The sequence below is a fragment of the Collimonas rhizosphaerae genome, assembly GCF_038896935.1.
GTDB lineage: Bacteria > Pseudomonadota > Gammaproteobacteria > Burkholderiales > Burkholderiaceae_D > Collimonas > Collimonas rhizosphaerae.
The window spans coordinates 1-26126 of record NZ_JBANDC010000018.1; the positions used below are offsets into that span (position 1 = coordinate 1).

Below are 26126 nucleotides of genomic sequence, written 5' to 3' on the forward strand. Positions count from 1 at the left end.
ACGGCTTGAAGCAGACGCTGGGCGAATCGGCCGGCACCCAGACTTTCGATTCGGTCATGCAGTCGGATGTGATCATGGTCATCGGCGCCAATCCGGTCGCTGCGCATCCCGTGTTTGCCTCTCAGATGAAACGCCGCCTGCGCCAAGGCGCCAAGCTGATCGTGGTCGATCCGCGCACCACTGAAATGGTGAAGTCGCCCCACGTTGAAGCCGATTACCACCTCAAGCTGCGGCCCGGCACCAACGTCGCCCTGATTACCGCGTTGGCGCACGTGATCTTGTCCGAAGGCATGCAGAAAGAAGACTTCGTTGCCGAGCGCTGCGACCAGAAATCGTATGCCGACTGGAAGGAATTCGTGCTGCGGCCGGAGAATTCTCCCGAAATGACGGCCGCTATCACCGGCGTGCCTGCCGACCAGCTGCGCGGCGCCGCGCGCCTGTTTGCCACTGCCGGCAACGGCGCGATCTACTACGGCCTGGGCGTCACCGAACATGCGCAGGGATCGACCATGGTGATCGGCATCGCCAACCTGGCGATGGCGACCGGCAACGTCGGCCGCGAAGGCGTCGGCGTCAATCCGCTGCGCGGCCAGAACAATGTGCAAGGTTCCTGCGACATGGGTTCCTTCCCGCATGAATTGCCCGGTTACCGCCATGTATCGGACAGCACCGTGCGCGGCGAATTCGAGCAAGCCTGGGGCGTCACGCTGAGCCCTGAGCCGGGTTTGCGCATCCCGAACATGTTCGATGCCGCGCTCGACGGCAGCTTCATGGGCCTGTACTGCGAAGGCGAGGATATCGTGCAGTCCGATCCGAATACCCAGCACGTGACGGCGGCGCTGTCGAACATGGAATGCATCGTGGTGCAGGACCTGTTCCTCAACGAGACCGCGAAATATGCGCATGTATTCCTGCCCGGTTCGTCCTTCCTCGAAAAGGACGGCACTTTCACCAACGCCGAACGGCGCATCTCGCGCGTGCGCAAGGTGATGCCGGCCAAGGGCGGCTTGTCGGATTGGGAAGTCACGGTGGCCTTGGCCAAAGCCATGGGTTATGACATGCCGTATGCGCATCCGTCGGAAATCATGGATGAAATCGCCGCGCTGACGCCGACCTTCCATGGCGTCAGCTACGCCAAGCTGGAGCAGGCCGGCAGCCTGCAATGGCCGTGCAACGACGCGGCGCCGGACGGCACGCCGATCATGCATATCAAGGAATTCGTGCGCGGCAAGGGCAAGTTCATCAATACCCAATACTTCGCCACCGATGAAAAGGTAACGCTGAAATTCCCGCTGATCCTGACTACCGGCCGCATCTTGTCGCAATATAATGTCGGCGCCCAGACCCGGCGCACCGAGAATGTAGAATGGCACAGCGAGGACCGGCTGGAGATCCATCCGCATGACGCCGAGGACCGCGGCATCACGGATGACGATTGGGTCGGCATCGAGTCGCGCGCCGGGCAGACGGTATTGCGCGCTACGGTGACTGAACGGGTGCAGCCTGGCGTGGTGTACACCACATTCCATTTCCCGGAATCGGGGGCGAATGTGATCACCACCGACAATTCCGACTGGGCCACCAATTGTCCCGAATACAAAGTGACTGCGGTGCAGGTGATGCCGGTCAGCCAGCCGTCCACATGGCAGAAGCAGTTCAGCCGTTTCACTGAGCAGCAGCTGAAGCTGCTGCAGGGGCAGGCGGCCGAGGCGGCGGTCAGCAAATAACGGTACAGAGGAAAAACATGGTTTCACCCGAATACGCCAGCAGCACCGAAGTCGACGTCGAGCAGTGGCGTAACGGCGCCGTCGGCAAGAGCCGCGACGTGGTTGCGGAAGAGGTGCCGGTGGCGCTGGAATACAACGGCATTTCGCACGCCGTGATGATGGCGTCGCCGGCCGACCTGGAAGATTTTGCCCTGGGGTTCTCCTTGACTGAGGGCATCTTGCAGGATCGCAGCGAGCTGTTCGATTGCGAGATCGTCACAGCGGCCGACGGCATTCAGGTGCAGATGCAGATCGCCACCGAGCGTTTTGTCGCGCTCAAGGAAAAACGGCGCAACCTGACCGGCCGTACCGGCTGCGGCTTGTGCGGCGCGGAAACCTTGCAGCAGGCAGTGCGCAAGCCGGCGCCGGTGGTTTCCGCCGCGCGGTTTTCAGCGGCCGGCATTTATGCGGCGATGGCGCAGATGCAGCAGCAACAGCATTTGCAGAAGGTGACCGGGGCTACCCATGCCGCCGCATGGCTGCAGGCTGACGGCAAGATCGCGCTGGTGCGGGAAGACGTCGGCCGTCACAACGCCCTCGACAAATTGATCGGGGCCCTGGCGCAAGAAAATCCGCGCCGGGATTTTTCCAGCGGCGCGGTGCTGATTACCAGCCGCGCCAGTTATGAAATGGTGCAGAAGGCGGCCAGCATGGGCTGCGGTTTTATCGTTGCGGTGTCGGCGCCGACCGCGCTGGCGATCCGCCTGGCGGAACAGGCTAACGTCACCCTGCTGGGTTTCGTGCGGGAGCCTGGCCACGTGGTGTACGCCAATCCGCAGCGGCTGTTGCCATGAATCTTGCCGGCCCGGCCGCCAACCGCAGAATCGCAGCAGAAAGGGTAGTCGTATGAATCTGGAACACCTGGTGAAGATGGCAAATCAGATCGGCGCATTCTTCGAGACCATGCCCGACCGCCAGCAAGCGATGGCGGATTTCGCCAGCCACCTGAAGCGCAGCTGGGAGCCGCGCATGCGGCGCGAACTGCTGGCGTATATCGATACGCAAGGCGGGCCGGAGCTCAATCCGATGGTGCTGGAGGCGGTGCGCCTGCACGCCGCCACCTTGCAGTAACTTCCGGTGTCGCCCGCAGCATCGCGCTAGCGCACAAACACCATCTGCGAAGGACTGCCCAGCCCGGTATACCTGTCGATGAATTCCAGCTTGCCGCTGTGCTTGTCGATGGCGAACTGGGTGATGTTGTCGCTGCGCTGGTTCAGCGCATAGATATAGCGCCCCTGTGGTTCGATCACGATGCCGCGCGGATAATCGCCGCGGGTCCAGGTTTCGCCTACCCAGCTGAGCTTGCCCTGGGCGCCGACGGCGAACTGGGCGATGCTGTTGTGCAGGCGGTTCGCCACATACAGGAAGCGGCCGTCATGGCTCAGGGTCAGCCCGGAGGCAAAACTGGTGCCCTGGTAGTTTTGCGGCAGGCTGGAGATGGTTTGCCGTTCCTGCAGCGTCCCGCTGGCCTGGTCGAAATGGTAGAGCGTCAGGGTCGAGGCTTCCTCGTTGATCAGGTAGACATATTTGCCATTGGGGTGGAACACGAAATGGCGCGGGCCGGCGCCCGCCGATGATGCGTCGATGAAGGCCGGCGTGTTGGGCGTCAGGCTGCCGCTGTCCTGGTCAAGGCGCCATTGGTAGATACGGTCCAGTCCAAGGTCGGTTGAAAAGACAAACTTGCCGCTGGGGTCGCTGGCGATCATGTGCGCGTGCGGGCCATTGTGGTCGCTGGCGGCAAAGCTGCCGACGGCCGCGGCTTCCGGCCGCGCCGCTCCCGCCGGGCCGGCGCTTTGCTGGACCGACACTGCCGGCAGCAGGCTGCCGTCTTTCGCTACAGGGAACGAAGCCACCGAGCCGCTGCCGTAGTTGGCGGCCAGCAGGTAGTCCTGCCTTGGCGTCAGCGACACATAGACCGGATTCTTGCCTTGCGCATCCTGCTGGTTCAACAGCGTCAGCGAACCGTCGGCCCGGTTCACCGCATATGCCGCCAGCACGCCGTGCTGGCTGCCGTTATAGCTGGCCACCTCGCTTGCCACATACAGGGTCTTGCCGGCCGCATCGAGATTGAGCTGGGCTGCGTTGGGCAGCGTGCTGACGACTTTCACCCGGCTCAGCGCGCCAGACTGGCTGTCCACCTTGAACAGGTATACGCCTTCGCCGTTGGGGTTATACGTCCCGACATAGGCGAACAGGGCAGGGGACGGGGTTTCGGCTTTTAGCGGCATGCTGGTCATGGTAAGCAGTGCGATGGAAAGCGCCATTCTTTTGGCGCCGCGAATGAAAGGTCTCTGGTGTTGCATCTTTTCTCCTGTGCCATTTGTTCCGCAAGAACCGAAGCTGCCCGGATTGCGCCAAGGTGGCGGGTTCGCATCATTTTTGCATCACCGAATCGAATAACGATGACGCCAGCAGCTGGTCCAGCCAAGCTGCCAGGCTCTTGTACTTGCTGGCATAAAACCATGCTTCGTCAACGTGTGCGAATTGCCGTATGAACGGAAAGATGGCCATGTCGGCCAGGCCCGGCCTTTCACCGCACAGGAATCCGTGGCGTGCAATGCGCGCATCCAGCTGCGCCAGGATGGCTTCGCCCTGGGCCCGGTAATGGGCCGCTGGATATTCCGGAAAACGCGCGGCATATTTGTAGCGGTCCAGCCAGCCCTTGAACGGGCCGTCATTCTGCTGGATCAGTTCTTGCGCCTGCTGCCGCACTGCGGGGTCCGGGCTTAACCACTGTGCCGGATCATGCTGTGCGAGCGCCCAGTGCATGATGTCCAGGCTTTGTTCAAGCGGCGGGCCATCCGCCAATTTCAGGACCGGGACCGTGCCTTTGGGCGAACAGTCCAGCATCGCTTGCGGTTTGTTCCTCAAACTGACTTCATGCATTTCCACCTCGACGCCGCTGATCTTGATCGCAAGACGGGCGCGGATGGCATAGGGACAGCGGCGGAAGGTGAATAAAATCGGTTTCAAGTAAGCGTATCCATGGCAGGCGGGCGTTAACAAAATAGCAGAAATTCCCGTTCGCCGGCAGCCGAGGCGCTTGAATTGAACGGCAATGCGTCAATTCACCGCCGCAATGGACGAACCTTGGGCGGCGCCTGCTGTCAGAACGCCAGGCGCTGAAATCTCGGGATGCGCCGTGTTCTCGGCTAAAATGGCGCTCGCATCGTGATTTTAAAGGCCGGGATGGACTTCCAATTCATTAGCCCCAGAAAAAATGCCCTGGTTTACCTGGTCAAGATCCTGACCGGCGCGCTGATCACCTGGTACGGATTGCGCGCCCTGGGCTTGCAAGAGCCGTATTGGGCCATGATTTCCCTGATTATCGTGACCGAGCCGGATGTCAACCTGGCCAAGGCGAATTTCCGGGCCCGCTTGATCAATACGTTGAACGGTTGCGTGGTTGCCTGCCTGGCGCTGGTGCTGTTCGGCCCGGGATTCCTGTCCTTGCTGGTTGCTTTGGCAACATCGGTGCTGGTAGCCATGCTGTTGCAGAACTATCCGGCCAACTGGCGCCTGGGGCCTGCGACCGTGGTGATCCTGATGTCCGCTGCGATCGGCGGCAAAGGGCTGCACCAGGAGCTGGAGTATGCTTTGTTGCGGGTCGGTGAGGTGATCGCCGGCAGTACCGTGGCATTATTGCAGTCGCTGGCGTATTCCTATGCGCTCAAGCGATTGGCGCCCAGCACGAATTGATGGCCGGCCGCGAGATTCATTGGTCTAATCTATTGACGTAATTTCCTTAGCAACACTATAGTGACAAAATGATTTCAGAATTCCATCAATTATCAGAAAAAATCGGCCAGCTGGCTGAGTTGACGCACACCTTGCGCCGGGAAAACGCCCAGCTGCGCCTGCGTGCAACCGGCTTGCAGAGTGAAAACGAAGAGTTGAAGCAACGCATCGGCGAAGCGCACCAGCGGGTTGCCGCACTGCTTGAGAAGTTTCCTGCGTTGCCGCAAGAGTTATCGCAAGAGTCGCAAGATCAGGAGCTTACATGAGCCAGTTAAGCGTTAACATCATGGGCCAGCCCTATACCTTGGCTTGCAAGGAAGGCGAGGAAAAGGCGCTGCAGGAAGCCGTGGCTTACCTGGACGGCAAAATGAGCGCCATCCGCGACGCCGGAAAAATCCGCGGCAATGACCGCATCGCCGTCATCGCCGCGCTTGGCATCGCTGCCGAATTATTGGGCAGCAAAGCGCCTGCCGGTCCGTTGTCCGACCTCACCATGTCGGAAGTGAAGCAGAATATAACTGCAATGCATACGGTCCTGGATGAAGCCCTGGCAGCGCAGGAAGACTTGTTCTGACCCTGCGGCCAGCCATGCTGCAGGCCGTGTTGCCGGTCGTGTTGCAGGAAAAACTTTCGGCAAAAGGGGTTTGACTTGGGATGCGTTTGGAGTAGACTAACGTCTCCTGCCGTGTTCGCGATTGTCATAAAATCCTTGAACCATTTATACGCAACGGCTGCGGAATTTTGTTCGATAGGTGTGAGCGTCGCTAGTCCGATGAACCCGAAATTGAACTAACTGCGGCCAACTTGAACTGCTTTGGTTCAGGATGCCGACAAAGCGGCACAGGCGGGACTTGATTCTGAAGCGGTTGCATGCATGTGCAGCCGCTTTTTTTATTGCCGGCTTGTTTCTAACTTTTTTTCTGATATCCAGACTAGGGGCGAAATGAATTATTGGCTAATGAAATCCGAACCGGACGACGCCAGCATCGACGATGTCCTGGCCATGGCCGGACAAACCATCGCCTGGTACGGCGTGCGTAATTACCAGGCGCGCAATTTCATGCGCGATGCCATGCAGGTCGGCGACGGCGTGCTGTTTTACCATTCCGGCTGCGCCGTGCCGGGCATCGCCGGCCTGGCCGAGGTGGCGAGCACGCCTTATCCCGACGACACGCAGTTTGATCCGAAGAGCAAATATTTCGATCCCAAGGCAGATCGCGAAAATCCGCGCTGGATGCTGGTCGATGTGCGCGCCTTGCGCAAGACTCGGCTGATTCCCCTGCCGGAATTGCGGCAGCAGGAAGCATTGGCCGACATGCAGATCCTGCGCCGCGGCAACCGCCTTTCCATCACCCCGGTCGGCGCCGCCGAATGGCGCCACATCGGCAAGCTCATGAAGGCGTGACGCTGCCCGCAGCCGGTAGCGCATAACGCTCGCGCAATACATTCTTTTGCACTTTGCCCATGGTGTTGCGCGGCAGTTCTTCTGCGAAGAACACCTGTTTGGGCACCTTGAAATTGGCGATCGAGGTTTTCATCATGGCGATCACATCCGCCGTCGTCAGGCTGGCTTCGGGCCGCTTGACGATCACCGCGGTCACCGCCTCGCCGAAATCGGCGTGGGGAATGCCGATCACCGCCGATTCCAGCACGCCATCGATTTCATCTATCACGCTTTCAACTTCCTTCGGATAGACGTTATAGCCGCCTGAAATGATCAGGTCCTTGCTGCGGCCGACGATCGCCAGGTAACCCTCGTCATCGAATTTGCCGACGTCGCCGGTCTTGAAATAACCGTCGGCGGTGAACTCCTCCGCAGTCTTTTCCGGCATGCGCCAGTAGCCATGGAACACATTCGGCCCCTTGACCTGGATGTCGCCGATTTCACCTGCGCCGCACAGCGCGCCGTGGCCTGCCCGGTCGCTCTTCATCAGGCGCAGCGAGACGCCCGGCAGCGGCAGGCCGACGGTGCCGCCGCGCCGTTTCTGCGCATACGGGTTGGAGGTCAGCATGGCGGTTTCGCTCATGCCATAGCGCTCCAGTATGGTGTGGCCGGTGCGCTCCGCGAATTCGGCAAAGGTGTCGGCCAGCAAAGGCGCCGAGCCGGACACGAACAGGCGGATATTGCGGCAGGCGTGGCGGTCGAAGCCGCCATGCGCCAGCAGCCGCACGTAATAGGTCGGCACGCCCATGAAGACGGTGCTGTGCGGCAGCTGGCGGCAGACTTCGGCGGCCTCGAACTTCGGCAGGAAAATCATTTTGCTGCCGTTCAGCAGCGCGCCGTTGGCCGCCACCAGCAAGCCGTGGATGTGGAACAGCGGCAACGCATGCAGCAGCACGTCGCCGGCCTGCCAGTGCCAGTATTGCTGCAGCACCTGGGCATTCGAACCGATATTGCCGTGCGAGAGCATGGCGCCCTTGCTGCGGCCGGTGGTGCCTGAGGTATACAAGATGACGGCAAGGTCGTCGGCCTGTTTTTCAACCGTGTCGAACGAATCCGGATGGTGCATGGCGCGCGCCAGCAGCGAGCCGGAATTCCTGCGGCCGTTGCCGCCTTCATCCAGGGTGAACAGGTGGCGGGTGCCGGCCTTGAATGCAATCTGCGCTACCCAGCCGAAATTTTGCGGCGTGCAGACAAACACCGCCGGTTCCGCATCGCCGATGAAATATGCGATTTCGGCAGCACGGTATGCGGTGTTCAGCGGCAGGTAGACAAACCCGGCGCGCAGGGTCGCCAGGTAGAGTATCAGCGCCTCGGGCGATTTTTCCACCTGCGCGGCGATGCGCGCGCCGCTCGGCAAATCCAGGCTGGCGAGCAGGTTGGCGATGCGGGCGGAAGCGCGTTCGATGTCGCCCCAGCTGTAGTACTGGCCGTCATGGGTTTCGATGCAGCAAGCGGTGTCGTCGGCCGGGAAGCGCGACGCAAAAAGGGCGTAAAGATTGGCGGTCATGTTCAGGGCGGGGAAGGCGTGCGGGAAACATGCGCCTGGCTGGCTGCCAGGCGCACGCCGGTTCAGGTAGCAGAGCGCGTTGCGGCCTTGGCCGGCGGCGCATCGGCGGGGCCTGCATACTGGCGCGGATTGCGGTAAGCGATCACCAGCAGCACGATGCCCAGCACGATCATCGGCACCGACAGCATCTGGCCGGCGGAAATGGTGATGTCGCCGAACGTCACGTTATAGTCCGGCACGCGGAAATATTCGGTGAAGAAACGGGCGCAGCCGTACAGCAGCGAGAACATGCCCGCCACCGCCATGCGCGGCCGCGGCTTGCGCGAGAATATCCAGAGGATGATGAACAGCAGTATGCCGTCGACCAGCATCTGGTAGATCGGCGACGGATGGCGCGGCAGGCTGTCGACATTCGGCCAGATCATGGCCCATGGCAGCGACGGATCGGAAACCACCCGGCCCGGCAGTTCGCCGTTGATGAAATTGCCGAGGCGGCCTGCGGCGTAGCCGAGCGGCACCAGCGGCGCGATGAAATCCATGATGTCCATCAGCTTGCGGCCCGCCTTGCGGCCCCACCAGGCCATGGCGATCATGACGCCGAGAAAGCCGCCGTGGAACGACATGCCGCCCTTCCAGACCGCGATGATTTCGGCCGGATGCGAGAAATAAAAGGACGGATCGTAAAACAGCACCTGCCCTAGGCGGCCGCCGATCACCACTCCCAGCACGCCGTAAAACAGCATGTCGTCAATGTCCTCTTTTTTCCAGCCGGCGGCAGCGACATGCGGCTGCTTGATCCTGATCCTGCCGATCCAGATAAACAGGATGAACGCCAGCAGGTACATCAAGCCGTACCAGCGTACATGGAGCGGACCGAGGGAAAAGGCGATCGGATCGGGCAGGGGATGAATCAGCATATTCTTTATTTCTTTCGTAACAGTTCCAAAAATGCTTGCAGTACCGGTGAAACATTATCGCGGCGCCAGGCCAGGCCGGTTTCGACCAACGGCGCCTGGTCTTGCAATTCACGATAGTCGACCCCCGGGCGTTGCAGGTTCGACACCGATTGTGGCACAAGCGCGATCCCCATGCCAGCCGACACCAGGCCGACGATGGTTTGCATCTGGATCGCTTCCTGGCCGATATGCGGGGTGACGCCGGCGGCGCGGAAGCAGCCGAGGATGGTGTCGTGGAAGCCGGGCGAGATGCGGCGCGGGAAAATGATCAGGGGCATGTCGGCCACAGAGCTCAGCGCAATCCTGCCTTTCGCCCGCAACGCCTTGAGGCCGCTGGGCGCAGCCAGGATCAGCGGTTCCGCCAGCACCGGCTGGTAATCCAGCGCCAGCTTGGCCTTGTCCGGCAGCGGCGGGATCAGCAGGCCGGCGTCGATCCGGCCCTCCATCAGCTGCGCCAGCTGGAGGTCGCTGGTGGCTTCCTGCAGGTCGATCTGCACCTGCGGATAAGCTTCGCGAAAAGCGCGCAGCAGCGGCGGCAGGATGCTGTAGTCGGCGGTCGAGACAAACGATAGCGTGAGCAGGCCGGATTCGCCCGAAGCCGCGCGCCGCACCAGGTCGGGCAGGGTAGCGGCCTGCTGCAGCAGGCGCTGCGCTTCCGGCAGCAAGGCCAGCCCGGCCGGCGTCAGCGCTACGCTGCGCTTGGTGCGGGCAAAGAGCGGCGTGCCAAGGTTGGCTTCCAGCGCCTGGATCGCTTGCGACAGCGGCGGCTGCGTCATGTGCAGGCGCAGCGCGGCGCGGCCGAAATGTCTTTCTTCAGCAACCGCGACGAAATAGCGCAATTGCCGCAGCTCTATGTTCATGGATCCGAGCCTATGGGGCTAATAAAAAAGCCGGGAGGTACCGGCTTATGTTGTGCAGTCCCGCGCGTTTCAGCGCCGTTTATGGGGGTCGAAAGTCTTCTTGACCCGGTCTTTCCTGGTCTTTTCGATTTCCTCGTGGGCCTTGCGCTTATCCAGGCCCAACAGCCGCTCCAGGAACTCGAACCAGATAAAGGCCACCGCCATCAAAGCAGCGATCCACCACCAGGAGATACCGGCAAACGGGCCGACTTCGAAGTATTTTAACGCTATTAACGAAACGATAATGATAATCAGTGGCATGGCATTCCCTTTTCTTTGCGGAAAGGATAGGGCGAAAGATGCTTGTGGTCAACGGATGTCGGTCTGATATGTCGGATTCCAGATGTATGTAGGTGTTTCAGGGATATGAGACAATGCACGCGGGCAGGTAAAATGGTGTCACATTTTTTTGACGGAGATAAGAATGAAACGTTTGTTGATCTGTGCACTGCTGGGCGCAGTGGCCTCGGGATCCGCTCTGGCGGACGCCGGCCTGGACCTGGCGAAGAGCAAGAACTGTATGGCATGCCACTCGGTGCAAAACAAAGTGGTCGGCCCGGCATACAAGGACGTTGCAGCAAAATACGCGGGTCAAAAAGATGCGGAAGACAAGCTGGTGCTGAAAGTGATGAAGGGCGGATCAGGCACTTGGGGCGCGATCCCGATGCCGGCCAATCCGCAAGTCAGCGAGGCTGAAGCGCATACCCTGGTGAAATGGGTTTTGTCGCAGAAGTAATTCCGCTGGCAAGGCAACAAAAATGGCGCTCGATCGAGCGCCATTTTTTTTGGGGAAGACCAGGACCTTTATTTGGTTACCGTCAGCTGGGAGCGTTGCGCGCCCCGGTAAGTGTACAAGGTGATGCTGCCGTCCCTGATGTCGCCCTTGGCGTCAAACGAGATCATGCCGGTCACGCCTTGGTGGTGGATCTTGGCCAGTTCCGGCAGGTATTTTTTCGGATCGGCAGACTTGGCTTTTTGCATGGCGTCCACCATGGTCATCAGGGCATCGTAGGTGTACGGCGCATAGATCACGATGTCTTTGCCGTACTTGATCTTGTAGGCGGTCTTGTAGGCGTCCAGCGCTTTCCTGCCTGACTCTTCCACACCGCCGGCTTCCGCGCAGATCACCTGGTCGTTGCTGATGCCGTCGCCGGCCAGCTTGGGCAGGTCGGAAGTGCAGATGGCGTCGCCGCCCATGAACTTGGCCTGGATCCCCAGCTGCTTCATCTGGCGCAGCATGGGGCCGGCGCCGGCGTCGAGTCCGCCGAAGAATACGACGTCGGGTTTCTTGGCCTTGAACGAGGTCAGGATGGCGTTGAAGTCGGTCGCCTTGTCGTTGGTGTACTGGGTCGCCACGATAGTCATGCCGGCAGCCTTGGCAGCCTTGATGAATTCCTCCGCCAGGCCCTGGCCATAGGCGGTACGGTCATCGATCACGGCGGCTGTCTTGGCATGCAGGGTGTTGGCTGCGTAGCGGCCCAGGGCGCCGCCCAGCTGGCTGTCGTTGGCCACCACGCGGAAGGTCGTGTTAAAACCCTGCTGGGTGTATTTGGCGCTGGTGGTCGACGGCGAGATTTGCGGAATGCCGGCGTCGTAATAAATCTTCGATGCTGGAATCGAAGTGCCGGAATTGACGTGGCCGATGACGCCGGCAACTTTGGCGTCTACCAGTTTTTGCGCAACCGCGGTCGCCTGCTTGGGATCGGATGCGTCGTCTTCCGCCATCAGTACGAACCGGGTTTTCTTGCCGTCGAGCGTGATGTCCTGCTTGTTCAATTCTTCGATCGCCATCCTGGCGCCGTTTTCGTTGTCCTTGCCGAGATGGGCAATGGGACCGGTGATCGGGCCGACATGGGCAATCTTGACCGCCTGTTCCTGCGCGTATGCGCTGGTGGACAGGGACAAGGCGGCGGCTGCGGCCAGCGGAATCATTCTGATGGTATGCACTGGATTATCTCCTGATGATTTGCAATGTTATTGATGGTAAAAATTTTTGGAGCCGCTGACTTCGGCTTCCGTCTGGTCTGGGTCTTAAACGTTACAACAATACAAAAGCTGCGCAAAGCGCTTTTATATGTTTTTTTGTCAATTCGACAGAACGATCTGCGTAAAGCGCAGGGCAATGGCGATTGAAATAAAAAAAAGCGTCCCGGCGCTGAGGCCGGGACGCTTCCATGAACTGCAGGTGAATGTTATTTACTTGGTGACGGTCAGCAAAGTGCGCTTGCCATCCTTGTAGGTATACAGGGTCAGCGTGCCGTCCTTGATGTCGCCCTTGGCGTCGAAGGCGATCATGCCGGTTACGCCCTTGTGATGGATCCTGGCCAGTTCCGGCAGGTATTTCTTCGGATCGGCGGAGTTGGCTTTCTGCATGGCTTCCACCATGGTCATCACTGAATCGTAGGAGTAGGGCGCGTACAGTTTGACTTCGGCATTGAATTTTTTCTGGAATGCCGCCTTGAAATCTTCCAGGCCCTTCTTGCCCGACTCCTCGACGCCGCCGGCTTCCGCGCAAACCACCTGGTCGTTGGCCAGTCCGTCGCCGGCCAGCTTGCCCAGCTCGGCAGTGCACATGCCGTCGCCGCCCATGAACTTGGCCTTGATGCCGAGCGCCTTCATCTGGCGCAGCATCGGACCGGCTACCGCATCCATGCCGCCGAAGAAGATCACGTCCGGATTCTTGGCCTTGATCGAGGTCAGGATGGCGTTGAAGTCGGTTGCCTTGTCGTTGGTGAACTGGGTGGCGACAATATTGACGCCCGCGCTTTTTGCGCCCTTGGCGAATTCCTGCGCAACGCCCTGGCCGTAGGCGGTGCGGTCGTCGATCACGGCGATATTCTTGGCTTTCAGCGTGGTGGCTGCGTAGCGTCCCAGGGTGCCGCCCAGCTGGCCGTCGTTGGCGACCACGCGGAACACGCTGTTAAAGCCTTGCTGCGTATACTTCGGGCTGGTTGCCGCCGGCGAAATTTGCGGGATGCCGGCATCGTAATAGATTTTCGATGCGGGAATCGTGGTGCCGGAGTTCAGGTGGCCGATGACGCCGTCAATCTTGGCGTCCACCAGTTTTTGCGCCGCCGCGGTGCCTTGCTTGGGATCGGATGCATCGTCCTCCGCCAGCAGCACGAACTTGATTTTCTTGCCGCCCAGGGTGATGCCCTTGGCGTTCAATTCTTCGATCGCCATCTTGGCGCCGTTTTCCATGTCTTTGCCGAGGTGGGCGGAAGGGCCGGTAACCGGGCCGACATGGCCGATCTTGACGATTTGTTCTTCAGCGTGCGCCGAGCCTGCAGCGACCAGCGCCAATGCGATTGCTGCAGCCAGCGGCAACATTTTGTTCTTCATCTGCACGTGTTTCCTCCTGATGGTTTATACAAGGTAAGTGAAAGCAATTTCCGCTGCCCAACGAGCGGAACATGCAAACCTTACAACATAACAAAACCTTCGTATAGGTCTTTTCCTGCATTTTAAGCAATACCCTTGCGATCCATGCGGGGATTAGGGCAGGCGGCGGAATGGCGTGCGGGTTTTCAACAGGCGAAAAAAAACGCCCCGGCTGCCGGGGCGTTTTTATCAGGGACGCGCGACGATTATTTTGTCACGGTCAGCAGGGTGCGCTTGCCATCCTTGTAGGTGTACAAGGTCAGCGAACCGTCCTTGATGTCGCCCTTTGGATCAAAAGCGATATCGCCGGTCACGCCTTTGTAGTGGATCTTGGCCAGCTCAGGCAGATATTTTTTCGGATCGGACGAGCCGGCTTTTTGCATTGCCGCCACCATCGCCATCAGCGCGTCGTACTCGTACGGTGCGTAGATCACGACTTCCTGGTTGAATTTCTTCTGGTAAGCCACCTTGAAGGCTTCCAGCGCAGCCTTGCCTGCATCCGGCACACCGCCGGCTTCAGCGCAAACTACCTGGTCGTCTTTCAAGCCTGCGCCAGCCAGCTTGGCCAGCTCAGTGGTGCACAAGCCATCGCCGCCCATGAACTTGGCCTTGATGCCCAGCTGGTCCATCTGGCGCAGCATCGGACCGCCGACAGCGTCCATGCCGCCGAAGAAGATCACGTCCGGGTTCTTGGCCTTGATCGAAGTCAGGATGGCGTTGAAGTCAGTCGCTTTATCGTTGGTGAACTGGGTCGCCACGATGGTAGCGCCGGCCTTCTTCGCGCTCTTGGTGAACTCTTCCGCAACGCCTTGGCCGTAGGCGGTACGGTCATCGATCACGGCAATATTCTTGCCCTTCAGGGTATTGACCGCATAGCGACCCAGGGTGCCGCCCAGCTGGCCATCGTTGGCGACTACGCGGAATGCCGTGTTGAAGCCTTGCTGGGTGTATTTCGGATTGGTGGCGGAAGGCGAGATTTGCGGAATGCCGGCGTCGAAATAGATCTTCGATGCAGGAATGGTGGTGCCGGAATTCATGTGGCCGATAACACCCTTGACCTTGGCGTCCACCAGTTTCTGCGCAGCTGCGGTGCCTTGTTTCGGATCGGAGGCGTCATCCTCTGAAGCCAATACGAAAGTCACTTTTTTGCCGCCGATCATGGTGCCTTTGGCATTCAGTTCATCGATTGCCATCTTGGCGCCGTTTTCATTGTCCTTGCCGATGTGCGCGTTAGGACCTGTGAGCGGGCTGACCTGGCCGATGGTGACTGTTTCTTGCGCCGAAGCCGAGCCTGCGAAAGCGAAAGCCATGGCAACTGCACCTGCCAACGGAATCAATTTGATCTTGTTCTGCATGAATATCCTCCTGAGGATTTAAAATAAAACAAACTAGTTACAGTTTCACCGTCCGCTGCTTATTTGTTATTTATTCGAACTTGTCCGAATAGAGCAACGTTACAACATAAAAAACGCTTCGCATAGCGGTTTTTGCGAATTCTTGACACAGCTGCAGCAGCCCCTGATCCCCTGGCATGAGCAAACATTACACCCTAGACAAAGTCGACCGCAAGCTGCTTAACTTGCTGCAGCGCGACAATCAAATGCCGACCCGCATGCTGGCCGACAAAGCCCACATTTCCCAGCCCACCTGCCTGCGCCGCCTGCGCGATTTGCGCGACGCCGGCATCATCAGCGCCGACGTCTCGCTGGTCGATCCTTTCGCGCTCGGCTACGGCATGCTGGCCTTCCTCGAAATCTCGCTGAACCACCAGTCAGACGAGCACATGCAGGAGTTCGAGCTGCGCATGAACAAGGAAGCCGAAGTCATGCAATGCTATTTCGTGTCCGGCGATTACGATTATTTCCTGGTCGTGCATGTGATCGATATGGATGCCTATTATCAGTTCGTGCGCCGGGTCATTTCCGGTTCCGGCAATGTCCGTCATTTCCAGTCCCGTTTTCCGATGAAGCGCGCCAAGTTCGTGACCCGCGTCGCCTTCGACGAAAAACCGGCCACGGTCGAGGTGCGCGTCGCCAAGTGATGCACTCCAACAGTGCGCCTGGACAATAAAAACACGGCGCTGCCGACTTCCGCAGAGACATACGCAAAAACCGCGCCATGTCGCTCCAGGCAAAAAAAAGACCGATGCTGTCGCCAGCACCGGTCTTTTTTATCGCCTCCCTGCAACGGGCGCGGCGGTCATCATGCTTGCACAGGGCGCGGCAGGATCAGCGGCTGCGGAGCCTGCCGCGGCATGCCGGTGAACGCGAAGTCGACTTCCGGCCGGCGGCCCGAGACGATCTCGGCGATGGCGCGGCCGGAACCGCAACCCATGGTCCAGCCCAGCGTTCCGTGGCCTGTATTGAGGAACAGGTTGCTGATCCTGGTCTTGCCGATATAGGGCACGTTGGATGGCGTCATCGGCCGCAAACCGGTCCAGTAAACCGGATTGTCGTAATCGCAGCCGTCGGGGAACAGTTCGCGGGTGCGGCGCGTGATCGCTTCGCAGCGGGTGGTGTTGAGCTCGCGCGTGTAGCCGTTCAGTTCGCAGGTGCCGGCCACCCGCAGGCGGTCGCCCAGGCGCGACACCACCAGCTTGTAGCCGTCGTCGGTCAGCGAAACGCTAGGCGCCGCTTCCGGGTTGGTGATGCGGTAGGTGGCGGAATAACCCTTGCCCGGATAGATCATCAGTTCGATGCCGAGCGGCTTCAGCAGCGGCGTCGAGAAGCTGCCCATGGCGACCACGAAAGCATCGGCATGCAGCACTTCGTGGCGGCCGTCGGCATTGATCACTTCGACGCCGGTGATCTTGGCGCCGGCGCCGCTGCCTTCGGTGATCAGGCGGGTGACGCTGGTGTTGTACTGGAAATCCACGCCGGCTTCGGCAGCCTTGGCGGCCAGGCCCGAGGTGAATTTGTAGACGTCGCCCGATTCATCGGTGGCGGTGAAATCGCCGCCGACGATCTTGTCGCGGATGCGCGCCAGCGCCGGTTCGATCCGGACCACTTCATCGGCGTTGATCGATTCGCGCGGGCAGCCGAGGTCGCGCATCAGTTGCGCGGCAGGCAGCGAGATGTCGAATTCTTTTTGTTCGGTATAGAAATGCAGGATGCCGCGCGTCAGGCAATCGTAATCGACGCCGGTGTCGGCGCGCACGGCTTGCAAGGTCTGGCGGCTGTATTCGCAGATGGCGACGATCTGGCGGATATTGTCGTTGGTGCGGGCCGGCGTGCATTCGCGCAGGAAATTCAGCGCCCACTTCCATTGCAGCCATTCCGGGCGGAAGCGGTACAGCAGCGGTGCATCTTCCTGTCCCAGCCATTTCAGCACCTTCAGCGGCGCCTGCGGATTGGCCCAAGGTTCGGCATGCGACACCGAAATCTGGCAGCCGTTGGCAAAACTGGTTTCCTGGGCCGCCCCCGGCTGGCGTTCGATCACTGTCACATCGTGACCTTCCTTGTTCAGGAACCATGCAGAACTGGTTCCGATAACGCCTGCGCCCAATACGATTACTTTCATCTCATCTCCAAAAACCACCGTTTAATTACTGTCGAGCCACCATTTCAATAGCGCTATTGTAAGAAAACAGAGATTTTTTAGGCGATCAAAATGAGATCTGTTTTTTTTACTTTTATCTACCGTATTGCAAAATGTGATTGAAAAACAAAAAATTTACGTTAAATGTTTGTTTTTTTTAATTTGACTAATTCCAGGCTCACGGCACGGGAAATCACCTCGTCCAGGGTCTGGTGCAAACCCTCCCGGATTTGCGCCGCCATGCCCTCCACCGCGGTTTGCAGCACATCCGCCAGGCCGTCGCGCACCCGTTGCTCGATGACAAAATCGATCCGGTCCTGCAGCTGCTGCAGCACTTTTTCCCTTACTTCGGCTTCCAGCCGCTCCCAGTCGTGCTGGCTCAGGGCGCGCGCAACGGTTTCTTCCTGGCGTGCCCTGGGCAGCTCGAAACTGCCGTCATCCTCGGCAGCCTGCGCGGCGGCGCCGGCCGCGGTCGGCGGCGGCGTTTCTATAATGTCGGTCAAAGTCGGCAGCGGGACAATGACCTCGGTCAATAAAGGAATATTGGCGTCAAGATTGCTCATTACAGATTCCTCTATGTCTATCTATACATTGTCAGCAACGAAATGGGTCAGGGGATAACCGCGTTGCTGGTAAAAGCGGTAGCGCTCGCGTCCGCCGGCCTTGTCGTCGTCGGCCAGCGAGATGATTTCGAACATTCTTTCGAAGCGGGCGAAATGCTGCGGCGTACTGCCGGACAGGTTGATCAGGATCTGGTGATGCGGCCATTCGATCTCTTCGTCGGCGGCCAGGATCACCGGGGTTTGCGCCGCCAGCGGATCGCCGGCCCTGACGTGGGGCAGGAAATCGTGCTCGGAAAATGTCCAGAGCGCGCGGTCAAGCGTCGCCAGGTCCTCGGCATTGCTGCCCAATATGACGATCTGGCGCTGCGCCGCGCGTGCTTTACGCACCAGTCGGCAGGTGTACAGGAACTTGTCCGAAATATTGGTGTGAAAGTCGATTTGCGTCATGAATGGAAATTGTCGGGCGGTAGCGTTTTAAAAACGGAAGCCGGGCGGCGCATTGCCGGCTGCCGGCGGAGTGTCGCCATTGCCGGTGCTGGCGGCAGCAGGCGAGGCGCTCTTGCCGGGTGCGGCGGCGGCCGGCGCAGCGGCGACCGGGGCGGCATTGCGATAGGTTTTCGGCAAGCGGCTGGTTTCCGGGTAGCCGGCGGCTGTCAGCGCGGTGCCCCAGGCGCTGGGGGAAAAGCCGCTTTCCTTGTTGCGGCCGACCGTCAACAAAGGCAGCTGGCTTTCGCTGGTAACCTTGCGGAAGGCGGCGATATCTTCATTGCTCTTGATGGTCTTTTCGCTGAACGGGATGCCGCGTTCGGTCAGCATCTTGCGGCCGTCGTCGCAGGGAATGCATTTCTCCGAGCTGTACAGCGTGACCGGACTGTTCTTGACCGCCTGCGCCAGTTCATAAGGCATGCCGTCGTTGACGTCGCTGATGCCGGCGCCGGTTTTCTGCTGCGTCACATTGCCCTTGGCCGGCGGGATGTCGCTGTAGGTGACTTTGCCGTCAGGGCCGGTCGATTTGTACAGTTGCGCTTGCGCGCCCGCGGCCAGCGTCAGCAGAAAAACCGTTGCAGCGAATTTCGTCCCAGCTTTCATCCTTTTTCCCCTATTGTAAGAATCGCCGTTGTACAGCGAAGGTTTGGTAGTGGTGTTGCTTCGATCCTGCTTGTCTTTACGCTTCTTTGCCGCCGCTTTGCCTACTCATGCCGCCATGCCGCTATGGCGCAGCAAGGCGTCTATGTTCGGTTCGCGTCCGCGGAAAGCCTTGAACGATTCCAGCGCCGGGCGCGAGCCGCCGACGGCCAGGATTTCGGCGTGGAACTTTCTTCCGGTTTCCGCCGAGACCACATTGCCGCCGTGCGACGCTGCTTCTTCAAACGCGCTGTAGGCATCGGCCGACAACACTTCAGCCCACTTGTAGCTGTAATAGCCGGCAGCGTAACCGCCGGCAAAAATGTGGCCGAACGAGTGCTGGAAGCGATTGAAAGGCGGCGGGCTGATGACGGCGACCTTGCCGCGCACCTGGTTGATCACGTCCTGCACGCTTTGGCTGCCATACGGATCATAGTCGTCGTGCAAGCGCATGTCGAACAGCGAAAACTCGACCTGGCGCAAAGCCTGTAGCCCAGACTGGAAATTCTTGGCGGCGATCATCTTGTCGAACAGTTCACGCGGCAACGGTGCGCCGCTTTCCGCCTCGGACGTCATGTGCTGCAGCACATCCCACTCCCAGCAGAAATTCTCCATGAACTGCGATGGCAGTTCGACCGCATCCCATTCGACGCCGGAAATGCCGGAGACGCCGATCTCGTCGACCTGGGTCAGCATGTGATGCAAGCCGTGGCCGAACTCATGGAACAGGGTGATCACTTCGTCATGCGTAAACAAGGCCGGCCTGGCCGCGCCGTCGACCACTGCCGGCGCCGTGAAATTGCAGGTCAGGTAGGCGATCGGGGTCTGGATTTCGCTGCCGAGGCGGCGCCGAGCGCGCGCATCGTCCATCCAGGCGCCGCCGCGCTTGCCGTTGCGGGCATACAGGTCGAGATAAAACTGGCCGATCAGCTTGCCGTCTTTCTGGATCTTGAAGAACTTGACGTCCGGGTGCCACACCGCTGCCTGGTCGGCGCTGATGTCGACTGAAAACAGTTTCTGCACCAGCTGGAACAAGCCTGCGACTACCACCGGTTCCGGAAAATACTGCTTCACTTCCTGTTCGGAAAAAGCGTAGCGCTGCTCGCGCAGTTTTTCCGCGGCATACGCCAGGTCCCAGGCTTCCAGCGCGGCCAGGTCCAGCCGTTCCGCCGCGAACGTGCGCAGCTCGGCCAGGTCTTGTTCGGCGAACGGCCGCGCGCGCTGGCCCAGGTCTTCCAGGAAAAGCATCACTTCGGCCGGGGTCTTGGCCATCTTGCGCACCAGCGACAGCTCGGCGTAGTTCTTGAAGCCCAGCAGTTTTGCTTCTTCATTGCGCAAGCGCAGGATCTCGACGATGTTGGCGCTGTTGTCCCATTCCGGCTTTTCGCCCAGCTCGGAGGCCTTGGTGGCGTTGGCGCGATAGATTTTTTCACGCAAGGCGCGGTTGTCCGCGTATTGCAGGATCGGGAAATAAGACGGGAAATGCAGCGTGAACTTGTAGCCGGGCTTGCCGTCCTGCTCGGCGGCGGCGCGCGCCGCCTGGCGTACATCGTCCGGCAACCCGGCCAGTTCGGCTTCGTCGTCGACAAACAAGCCATAGGCGTTGGTGGCGTCGAGGATGTTTTCCGAAAAGCGGGTGGTCAGCGCGGCGTGTTTTTCCTGGATTTCGGCGAAACGGGCCTTCTTGGGCGGCGCCAGTTCAGCGCCGCCCAGCCTGAAATCGCGCAGCGCATTGTTGACGATCTTGCGGCGCGCTTCCGACAGTTCGGCAAAGTCGAGATTGTTCTTGATCGCCTTGTACTTGTCGAACAAGGCCAGGTTTTGCGCCAGCGCGGTCCAGAACTCGATCAGTTTCGGCTGGTTTTCGTTATAGGCGGCGCGCAGGTCCGGCGTGTCGGCTACCGCATTCAGATGGCTGACGATGCCCCAGGCGCGGCTCAGCTTCTCCGTCACGTGTTCCAGCGGGACCACAAAATTGTCCCAGGTCACGGTGTCGGCAGGCGCTTCCAGCAAGGTCACCACGGTCTGCGCCTGCTGCAGCAGCGCCGCGATCGCCGGACTGATGTCGGCCGGCTTGATCTGGTCGAATTTGGCCAGGCCGGTAAAGTCGAGCAGGGGATTGCTGGTCTTGGTAGCGGTAGATGTCATTGCAATTACATTCTTTCTGCGGCTTCGATGGTATTGACCAGCAGCATGGTGATGGTCATCGGGCCGACGCCGCCTGGCACCGGGGTAATGTAACCCGCCACCTCCTTGGCGTTGGCAAAGTCGACATCGCCGCACAATTTGCCGTTATCGTCGCGGTTCATGCCGACGTCGATCACGGCCGCACCCGGCTTGACCATGTCGGCGGTGACGATATTGCGCTTGCCGGTAGCCACCACCAGGATGTCGGCCATGCGCGTGTGCAGTCCCAGGTCGCGGGTCTTGGAATTACAGATGGTGACGGTGGCGCCGGCCTGCAAGAGCAGCATGGCTTGCGGCTTGCCGACGATGTTCGAGGCGCCGACGATCACCGCATGGGCGCCGCGCACCGGGAAATTCACCGATTCCAGCATTTTCATCACGCCGTAAGGGGTGCAGGGGCGGAACAGCGGCTGGCCGGTCATCAGCAGGCCGGCGTTGCTGATATGAAAACCGTCGACGTCTTTTTCGGCGGCAATGGCTTCGATCACCTTGTGGGCATTGATATGCGCCGGCAGCGGCAGCTGCACCAGGATGCCGTTGATCTTCGGATCGTGGTTCAGCGCATCGATGCGCGCCAGCAGGGCCGCTTCGGTCAGGTCGGCGTCATATTTTTCCAGCACTGAATACAGGCCGTTGTCTTCGCACGCCTTGACCTTGTTGCGCACATACACCTGCGAAGCCTGGCTGTCGCCGACCAGGATCACCGCCAGGCCGGGCTGCTTGCCCTGCGCGGTCAGCGCGGCGGCGCGTTTGGCGACGTCGGCGCGGAGTTGTTGGGAGAGGAGATTTCCGTCGATCAGTTGAGCAGGCATAGTAATGGCAATGGAAGATTGAGAGCAAAGCAGGATTATAAGGGGTGCGCGCGCCGAAGACTGCGCTGGTGACGTGTTGCCTTGTGGAAATTTGCGAATTTTTGCTGTTTACTTTGTCATCGGCCTGCGCAAATCCATTGTAAATTGCCGATTTAATAAAATTAAGCCTCGCCCGGCGTACTACCCGGGCTCCCGGACGATTGTAAATTGCTGTCCAGCTGACATCCAACGCGTTCTTTCATTTTCGGCTATTCTCGCCTTCTACGACATCTGCATGTCATCGACCATGCCCGGAATAATGCAACAGGCGGCCGCATGGCAGAGCTGGCAAATTTGAATAAAAGGATGCTGAATTGACCGATCATTACACTCGCCGGCTGGCGCTGCTAGGACAAGAGCAGCATCGCGGCTTGCTAGGCCAGGGCCTGCGCGGCATCGAACGGGAAACCCTGCGCGTCGAGCCTGACGGCCGGCTGGCCTTGACGCCGCACCCGCGCGCGCTGGGTTCGGCGCTGACCCATCCGCAGATCACCACCGACTATTCGGAATCGCTGCTGGAGTTCATTACCCCGGCCGAACACGATATTGCGACCGCGCTGACCGAACTGGATGCGATCCACCGTTTCGTCTACACCAAGCTGGGCGACGAACTGCTGTGGAGCCAATCGATGCCGGCCCACCTGCCGGCGGAAGAACAGATCCCGATTGCCTGGTATGGCACTTCGCACATGGGGACCTTGAAGCACGTCTACCGGCGCGGCCTGGCGCTGCGCTACGGCAAGCGCATGCAATGTATCGCCGGCATCCACTACAACTATTCGCTGGCTGAAGGGGTGTGGCAGACCTTGCAGCAGGCGGAGGGCGCCAGCGGCACGGCGATGCACTTCCAGTCGGAAAGTTATATCGCGCTGGTGCGCAATTTCCGCCGCTACAGCTGGCTGCTGATGTACCTGTTCGGCGCTTCGCCGGCCTTGTCCAAATGTTTCCTGGACGGCCGCCAGCACCGGCTGGAAGAGCTGGACAAAGATACCCTGTACCTGCCTTACGCCACCAGCTTGCGCATGAGCGACCTCGGCTACACCAGCGAAGCCCAGGCCCGCCTGACGCCGCAGTTCAACAGCCTCGACAGCTATATCAAGAGCCTGGCGCGGGCGGTCAGCCAGCCTTATCCGCCGTACGCCGAAATCGGCACCCACCGCAACGGCGAGTGGGTGCAGATCAACACCAATATCCTGCAGATCGAAAACGAGTACTACTCGACCATCCGGCCGAAACGCGTGATCAATTCCGGCGAGCGGCCGATCCAGGCGCTGTCCGCGCGCGGCGTGCAATACATCGAAGTGCGCTGCATGGACATCGACCCGTTCGAACCGATGGGCATCAACCTGGAAACCTCGCGCTTCCTCGATGCCTTCCTGCTGTTCTGCGCGCTCGACGACAGTCCGGTGACCAGCGACGAAGAAAGCCTGGAAAACACTGAGAATTTTTCGCGCGCGGTGAAAGAAGGGCGGCGTCCGGGCCTGCAGTTGCGGCGTGACGGCAATCCGGTCGGCCTGCAAACCTGGGGCAAGGAATTGCTGCAGCGGATCGGTTCGGCGGCAACCCTGCTCGACGCCCAGCGCAGCGACGGCGCCCATGCGGCATCGCTGGCGAAACAAAACCTCAAGCTGGAGTCGGTTGAACTGACGCCATCGGCGCAGGTGCTGGCGATCTTGCGCGAGAACCAGGAATCGTTCGGCAGCTTTGCGCTGCGCCAGAGCAAGGCGCACGCGGCTTATTTCCTGGCGCATCCTCCGAGCTCGGAAGAGCGCAGCTATTTCGAAACGCTGGCGGCCACCTCCCTGTCCGAGCAGGAAAGCCTGGAGCGCAGCCAGACCGGGGATTTCGATACCTTTGTCGCGGCTTATCGCGCCAGTACGCTGGGCAACATGAGTGTCTAGCAAAAACGCCATCGGGTAATCTTGCCGGCGCCGGCGGCTTAGGCGGCCGGCCGGGTTCTCGTTGGCTTGAATGCGGAAGCGCAGGTCGCGCATCATTCTGAAAAACGCCTGTGAACACAATAGCCTGTGAAAGATATTGGAGAACTGCGTTCATGCTTAAGCCGGATTTGTTTGTGGACACCGGTGTCCAGCAATACTGCACTCCATATTGAAGTCCGAGCCAAGTCTCAATACAAACAAGCCGTTAAGCTAGCTTTCATTCCGCAATCCCTATTCAGCGCATGCCTGCAAAACCTTGCCAGGCCTTGCGGACTAATTCTTTGCGGAACAATAGGCAGCCCCAGATAGATTTCGAGAAAACTCAAATATTTCTGATAAAGTCACCCAGCTTGAAAGGCCGCGGTCGGCTATCGATTCAACCGTTTCCCCGTCACTCGTCTTTAACTAGGTATTCATATGTCAGCCAACTATCTTCCCAACGTACGGGATCAGTATGAATCGCTGCCTTACCCACCGTGCAATCCGCAAGACGAAAAAAAACAGTTGATACAGACATGGCTGGAAAGCCTTGCAATGATCAATCATTATTGTTTTTCTGGAAAACAATCGTTCCAGGAGCATTTTCGGGTCTTGGCGGCAGGCGGTGGAACAGGAGACGCAACAATTTACCTGGCAGAACAATTGCGAGGCACCAACGCCGAGATCGTCCATCTGGACTTGAGCTCGGCAAGCATTGCAATCGCCCGAGAGCGCGCGGAAATAAGGGGGTTGAAAAATATAACGTGGATCCAGGATTCCCTGCTGAATCTACCACTGCTTCAAATCGGGACGTTCGATTACATTAACTGTAGCGGTGTTTTGCACCATCTTGAGGATCCTGACGCAGGATTGCACGCGCTGCGTACCGCACTCAAGGATACCGGCGCAATCGGCCTCATGGTATATGCCACTTATGGCCGAACCGGCGTGTACCAAATGCAGGAACTGATGCGTTTGATCAATGGCGAAGAATCCGATGCCGGCGCCAAGATCCGGAATACGAAGGAGATATTGAGTAGCATACCTGGGTCCAACTGGTTTCAGCGTGGCGAGGACCTGCACCATGACCATAAGCTGGGCGACGCCGGCATCTACGATTTGCTGCTGCATTCCCAAGACAGGGCCTATACGGTTGGAGAGCTGTTCGACTGGGTACAAGACGCACATGGCCTCAACTTGGAACTGACGGACGTTGGGCGAGGAAGATCCGCGTATCTTCCACATATGATTTTAGGTAAAAAGCCGCCAAAAAATCTGGGAACCTTGAAAGGCCTGCCGATGCAAAAGCAATATGAAATCGGTGAGCTGTTGATCGGCAACGTCATCACCCATTCATTTTATGTGACACGGTCAGCCGCATGCAAAGCGCCGTATGGCGATGCTGACTACGTTCCGTTTTTTTATCACGAACCGCTGACGGGTCCGCTGATGGCGCAGGTATTCAGCGCCAACAAAGGGCAGCCGTTCGTTCTTAATCACCAACACTCAGAAGTGAGCCTGATGGTGAATCCTGGAAAATATGGCGCAAAAATCCTGCACCATATCGACGGCAAACGCACTTTTCAACAAATATTCGATGCAATTCGATCCGCATCGGGAACAGACCAGGCAGCGCTGAGCAACCAAGATTTTTTTGCTGATTTCTTTGAGTCCTTCGACACGCTTAACGCACTGGAACGGCTGCTATTACGGCACGTTTCGGTGACAGAGCGTTGATATATTCCTGGCACGACCGGCGGCGGCTCCATGGCGTGTGCGCGATACTTATCGTGATCGCTTGAGGAAGGCCTGTGGCCGCAATCGGGTGTGGATTCAACGGGTGTGGCCGGCTCAAAACGGCCAGTAAAAACCAATCTGTAAGGCGAGGTCCGCCCTCAATCCGGCCTGTTCCAATTGGATGAAATCACTTCGTTATGGAGGGCGCCGGACTGATATTGGGCATAAGAGACCACCGTCGAAACGAAAATCAAGGCGAAGGCAATAATGCTCCAAAATGCCGACCTCATTTCTGCCTCATCTCGTCCTGTTGATGGCTTATATTACACCCACTTGGTTAAACTAATGTAGCAGCTATTTCGAGGCGCCGGCTATCAGCCAGAAAAAGGCGGATGAGCGCTTCTTCATAGTGGCCGTTGATTCATGTTGTGTTCTATTTTTCTGCATTCGTATCATTGAGTACGATATTCAGCCGCCGGCGGTAAAGAGGTTTCAACCACATGTAGCTCAAGCGGG

The 26126-nt window shown here is 59.1% G+C and carries 27 protein-coding genes and 1 other RNA gene; 13 read left to right on the plus strand and 15 right to left on the minus strand.

The genetic code is table 11. The annotated features are described in order from the left end of the window. The 3 genes from fdhF to V8G57_RS20775 form a co-directional block, all read left to right on the plus strand. The coding region (gene fdhF, locus V8G57_RS20765) for a formate dehydrogenase subunit alpha (RefSeq protein WP_342831000.1) at positions 1-1727 on the plus strand (1727 nt) is incomplete at its 5' end. Positions 1728-1744: 17 nt separating this feature from the next. Beyond that, positions 1745-2560 carry a formate dehydrogenase accessory sulfurtransferase FdhD gene (gene fdhD / locus V8G57_RS20770; RefSeq protein ID WP_092399016.1) on the plus strand — a complete coding sequence of 272 codons (816 nt, stop codon included), beginning with the start codon at positions 1745-1747 and terminating at the stop codon, positions 2558-2560. 52 nt (positions 2561-2612) lie between these two features. Further along, entirely contained in the window at positions 2613-2837 is a 225-nt protein-coding gene (locus tag V8G57_RS20775; protein WP_092399014.1) for a formate dehydrogenase subunit delta, read from the plus strand. A gap of 26 nt (positions 2838-2863) precedes the next feature. Here V8G57_RS20775 and V8G57_RS20780 read toward each other — a convergent pair whose 3' ends face one another. Continuing rightward, on the minus strand, positions 2864-4069 hold the full coding sequence (locus tag V8G57_RS20780) for a lactonase family protein (protein WP_342831001.1): 1206 nt from the start codon (positions 4067-4069) through the stop codon (positions 2864-2866). Between the two features lie 70 nt (positions 4070-4139). Beyond that, positions 4140-4739 carry a glutathione S-transferase gene (locus tag V8G57_RS20785; RefSeq protein ID WP_342831003.1) on the minus strand — a complete coding sequence of 200 codons (600 nt, stop codon included), beginning with the start codon at positions 4737-4739 and terminating at the stop codon, positions 4140-4142. A 216-nt stretch (positions 4740-4955) separates the two neighbouring features. On the opposite strand from V8G57_RS20785, the gene V8G57_RS20790 reads away from it, so the two are divergent. From V8G57_RS20790 to V8G57_RS20810, 5 genes are all read left to right on the plus strand, one after another. Beyond that, complete coding sequence (locus V8G57_RS20790) at positions 4956-5465, plus strand: FUSC family protein (protein WP_342831004.1); 510 nt, start codon at positions 4956-4958, stop codon at positions 5463-5465. Between the two features lie 68 nt (positions 5466-5533). Further along, positions 5534-5770, plus strand: coding sequence for a DUF904 domain-containing protein (locus V8G57_RS20795; protein WP_092399006.1), 237 nt, complete (start codon positions 5534-5536; stop codon positions 5768-5770). Beyond that, positions 5767-6078: a cell division protein ZapA gene (locus V8G57_RS20800; RefSeq protein ID WP_092399004.1), complete on the plus strand. Its 312-nt coding sequence runs from the start codon at positions 5767-5769 to the stop codon at positions 6076-6078. The genes V8G57_RS20795 and V8G57_RS20800 overlap by 4 nt, the downstream gene beginning before the upstream one ends. A gap of 100 nt (positions 6079-6178) precedes the next feature. Further along, positions 6179-6359: non-coding RNA, 6S RNA (gene ssrS / locus V8G57_RS20805), on the plus strand. A gap of 88 nt (positions 6360-6447) precedes the next feature. After that, complete coding sequence (locus V8G57_RS20810; protein WP_342831007.1) at positions 6448-6909, plus strand: EVE domain-containing protein; 462 nt, start codon at positions 6448-6450, stop codon at positions 6907-6909. On the opposite strand, the gene V8G57_RS20815 is transcribed toward V8G57_RS20810, so the two are convergent. The 4 genes from V8G57_RS20815 to V8G57_RS20830 all read right to left on the minus strand — a co-directional run bounded on the left by V8G57_RS20815 (position 6896) and on the right by V8G57_RS20830 (position 10571). Then, entirely contained in the window at positions 6896-8455 is a 1560-nt protein-coding gene (locus V8G57_RS20815; RefSeq protein WP_342831009.1) for a malonate--CoA ligase, read from the minus strand. The two genes, V8G57_RS20810 and V8G57_RS20815, sit on opposite strands and share 14 nt — an antisense overlap. Before the next feature lie 62 nt (positions 8456-8517). Beyond that, positions 8518-9372 carry a prolipoprotein diacylglyceryl transferase gene (gene lgt / locus V8G57_RS20820; RefSeq protein WP_092398998.1) on the minus strand — a complete coding sequence of 285 codons (855 nt, stop codon included), beginning with the start codon at positions 9370-9372 and terminating at the stop codon, positions 8518-8520. Between the two features lie 5 nt (positions 9373-9377). Beyond that, positions 9378-10271 (minus strand): LysR family transcriptional regulator, encoded by an 894-nt coding sequence (locus V8G57_RS20825; RefSeq protein ID WP_092398996.1) that lies wholly within the window; start codon positions 10269-10271, stop codon positions 9378-9380. Positions 10272-10340: 69 nt separating this feature from the next. Next, entirely contained in the window at positions 10341-10571 is a 231-nt protein-coding gene (locus V8G57_RS20830; protein WP_092398994.1) for a TIGR04438 family Trp-rich protein, read from the minus strand. A 163-nt stretch (positions 10572-10734) separates the two neighbouring features. Between V8G57_RS20830 and V8G57_RS20835 the strand changes: the two genes are divergently transcribed. After that, on the plus strand, positions 10735-11046 hold the full coding sequence (locus V8G57_RS20835; protein ID WP_342831010.1) for a c-type cytochrome: 312 nt from the start codon (positions 10735-10737) through the stop codon (positions 11044-11046). Positions 11047-11114: 68 nt separating this feature from the next. On the opposite strand, the gene V8G57_RS20840 is transcribed toward V8G57_RS20835, so the two are convergent. After that, entirely contained in the window at positions 11115-12242 is a 1128-nt protein-coding gene (locus tag V8G57_RS20840) for a branched-chain amino acid ABC transporter substrate-binding protein (RefSeq protein WP_342831106.1), read from the minus strand. A gap of 39 nt (positions 12243-12281) precedes the next feature. Between V8G57_RS20840 and V8G57_RS20845 the strand changes: the two genes are divergently transcribed. Continuing rightward, a complete protein-coding gene (locus V8G57_RS20845) occupies positions 12282-12443 on the plus strand; it encodes a hypothetical protein (protein ID WP_342831011.1) in 162 nt (53 codons plus the stop codon). 63 nt (positions 12444-12506) lie between these two features. Here V8G57_RS20845 and V8G57_RS20850 read toward each other — a convergent pair whose 3' ends face one another. Continuing rightward, complete coding sequence (locus tag V8G57_RS20850) at positions 12507-13652, minus strand: branched-chain amino acid ABC transporter substrate-binding protein (RefSeq protein WP_425458315.1); 1146 nt, start codon at positions 13650-13652, stop codon at positions 12507-12509. Between the two features lie 245 nt (positions 13653-13897). Further along, on the minus strand, positions 13898-15046 hold the full coding sequence (locus V8G57_RS20855) for a branched-chain amino acid ABC transporter substrate-binding protein (protein ID WP_092398986.1): 1149 nt from the start codon (positions 15044-15046) through the stop codon (positions 13898-13900). 176 nt (positions 15047-15222) lie between these two features. Between V8G57_RS20855 and V8G57_RS20860 the strand changes: the two genes are divergently transcribed. After that, complete coding sequence (locus tag V8G57_RS20860; RefSeq protein WP_342831013.1) at positions 15223-15732, plus strand: Lrp/AsnC family transcriptional regulator; 510 nt, start codon at positions 15223-15225, stop codon at positions 15730-15732. A gap of 161 nt (positions 15733-15893) precedes the next feature. On the opposite strand, the gene V8G57_RS20865 is transcribed toward V8G57_RS20860, so the two are convergent. The 6 genes from V8G57_RS20865 to folD all read right to left on the minus strand — a co-directional run bounded on the left by V8G57_RS20865 (position 15894) and on the right by folD (position 21915). Continuing rightward, on the minus strand, positions 15894-17210 hold the full coding sequence (locus V8G57_RS20865; protein WP_342831014.1) for a D-amino acid dehydrogenase: 1317 nt from the start codon (positions 17208-17210) through the stop codon (positions 15894-15896). 158 nt (positions 17211-17368) lie between these two features. Then, positions 17369-17791, minus strand: a complete 423-nt coding sequence (locus V8G57_RS20870; protein WP_092398980.1) for a hypothetical protein — start codon at positions 17789-17791, stop codon at positions 17369-17371. Between the two features lie 21 nt (positions 17792-17812). Next, on the minus strand, positions 17813-18238 hold the full coding sequence (locus tag V8G57_RS20875) for a DNA polymerase III subunit chi (RefSeq protein ID WP_342831015.1): 426 nt from the start codon (positions 18236-18238) through the stop codon (positions 17813-17815). Between the two features lie 27 nt (positions 18239-18265). Further along, a complete protein-coding gene (locus V8G57_RS20880) occupies positions 18266-18880 on the minus strand; it encodes a glutaredoxin family protein (protein ID WP_342831016.1) in 615 nt (204 codons plus the stop codon). A 105-nt stretch (positions 18881-18985) separates the two neighbouring features. After that, positions 18986-21064, minus strand: a complete 2079-nt coding sequence (locus V8G57_RS20885; RefSeq protein WP_342831017.1) for a M3 family metallopeptidase — start codon at positions 21062-21064, stop codon at positions 18986-18988. Between the two features lie 5 nt (positions 21065-21069). Next, positions 21070-21915: a bifunctional methylenetetrahydrofolate dehydrogenase/methenyltetrahydrofolate cyclohydrolase FolD gene (gene folD / locus V8G57_RS20890; RefSeq protein ID WP_092398972.1), complete on the minus strand. Its 846-nt coding sequence runs from the start codon at positions 21913-21915 to the stop codon at positions 21070-21072. A 353-nt stretch (positions 21916-22268) separates the two neighbouring features. On the opposite strand from folD, the gene gshA reads away from it, so the two are divergent. After that, the gene (gene gshA, locus V8G57_RS20895; protein ID WP_342831018.1) at positions 22269-23855 is read left to right on the plus strand and encodes a glutamate--cysteine ligase; all 1587 of its coding nucleotides are present in this window, start codon (positions 22269-22271) and stop codon (positions 23853-23855) included. A gap of 456 nt (positions 23856-24311) precedes the next feature. Further along, positions 24312-25610, plus strand: a complete 1299-nt coding sequence (locus V8G57_RS20900) for a class I SAM-dependent methyltransferase (protein ID WP_342831019.1) — start codon at positions 24312-24314, stop codon at positions 25608-25610. Positions 25611-26126 lie beyond the last annotated feature (516 nt).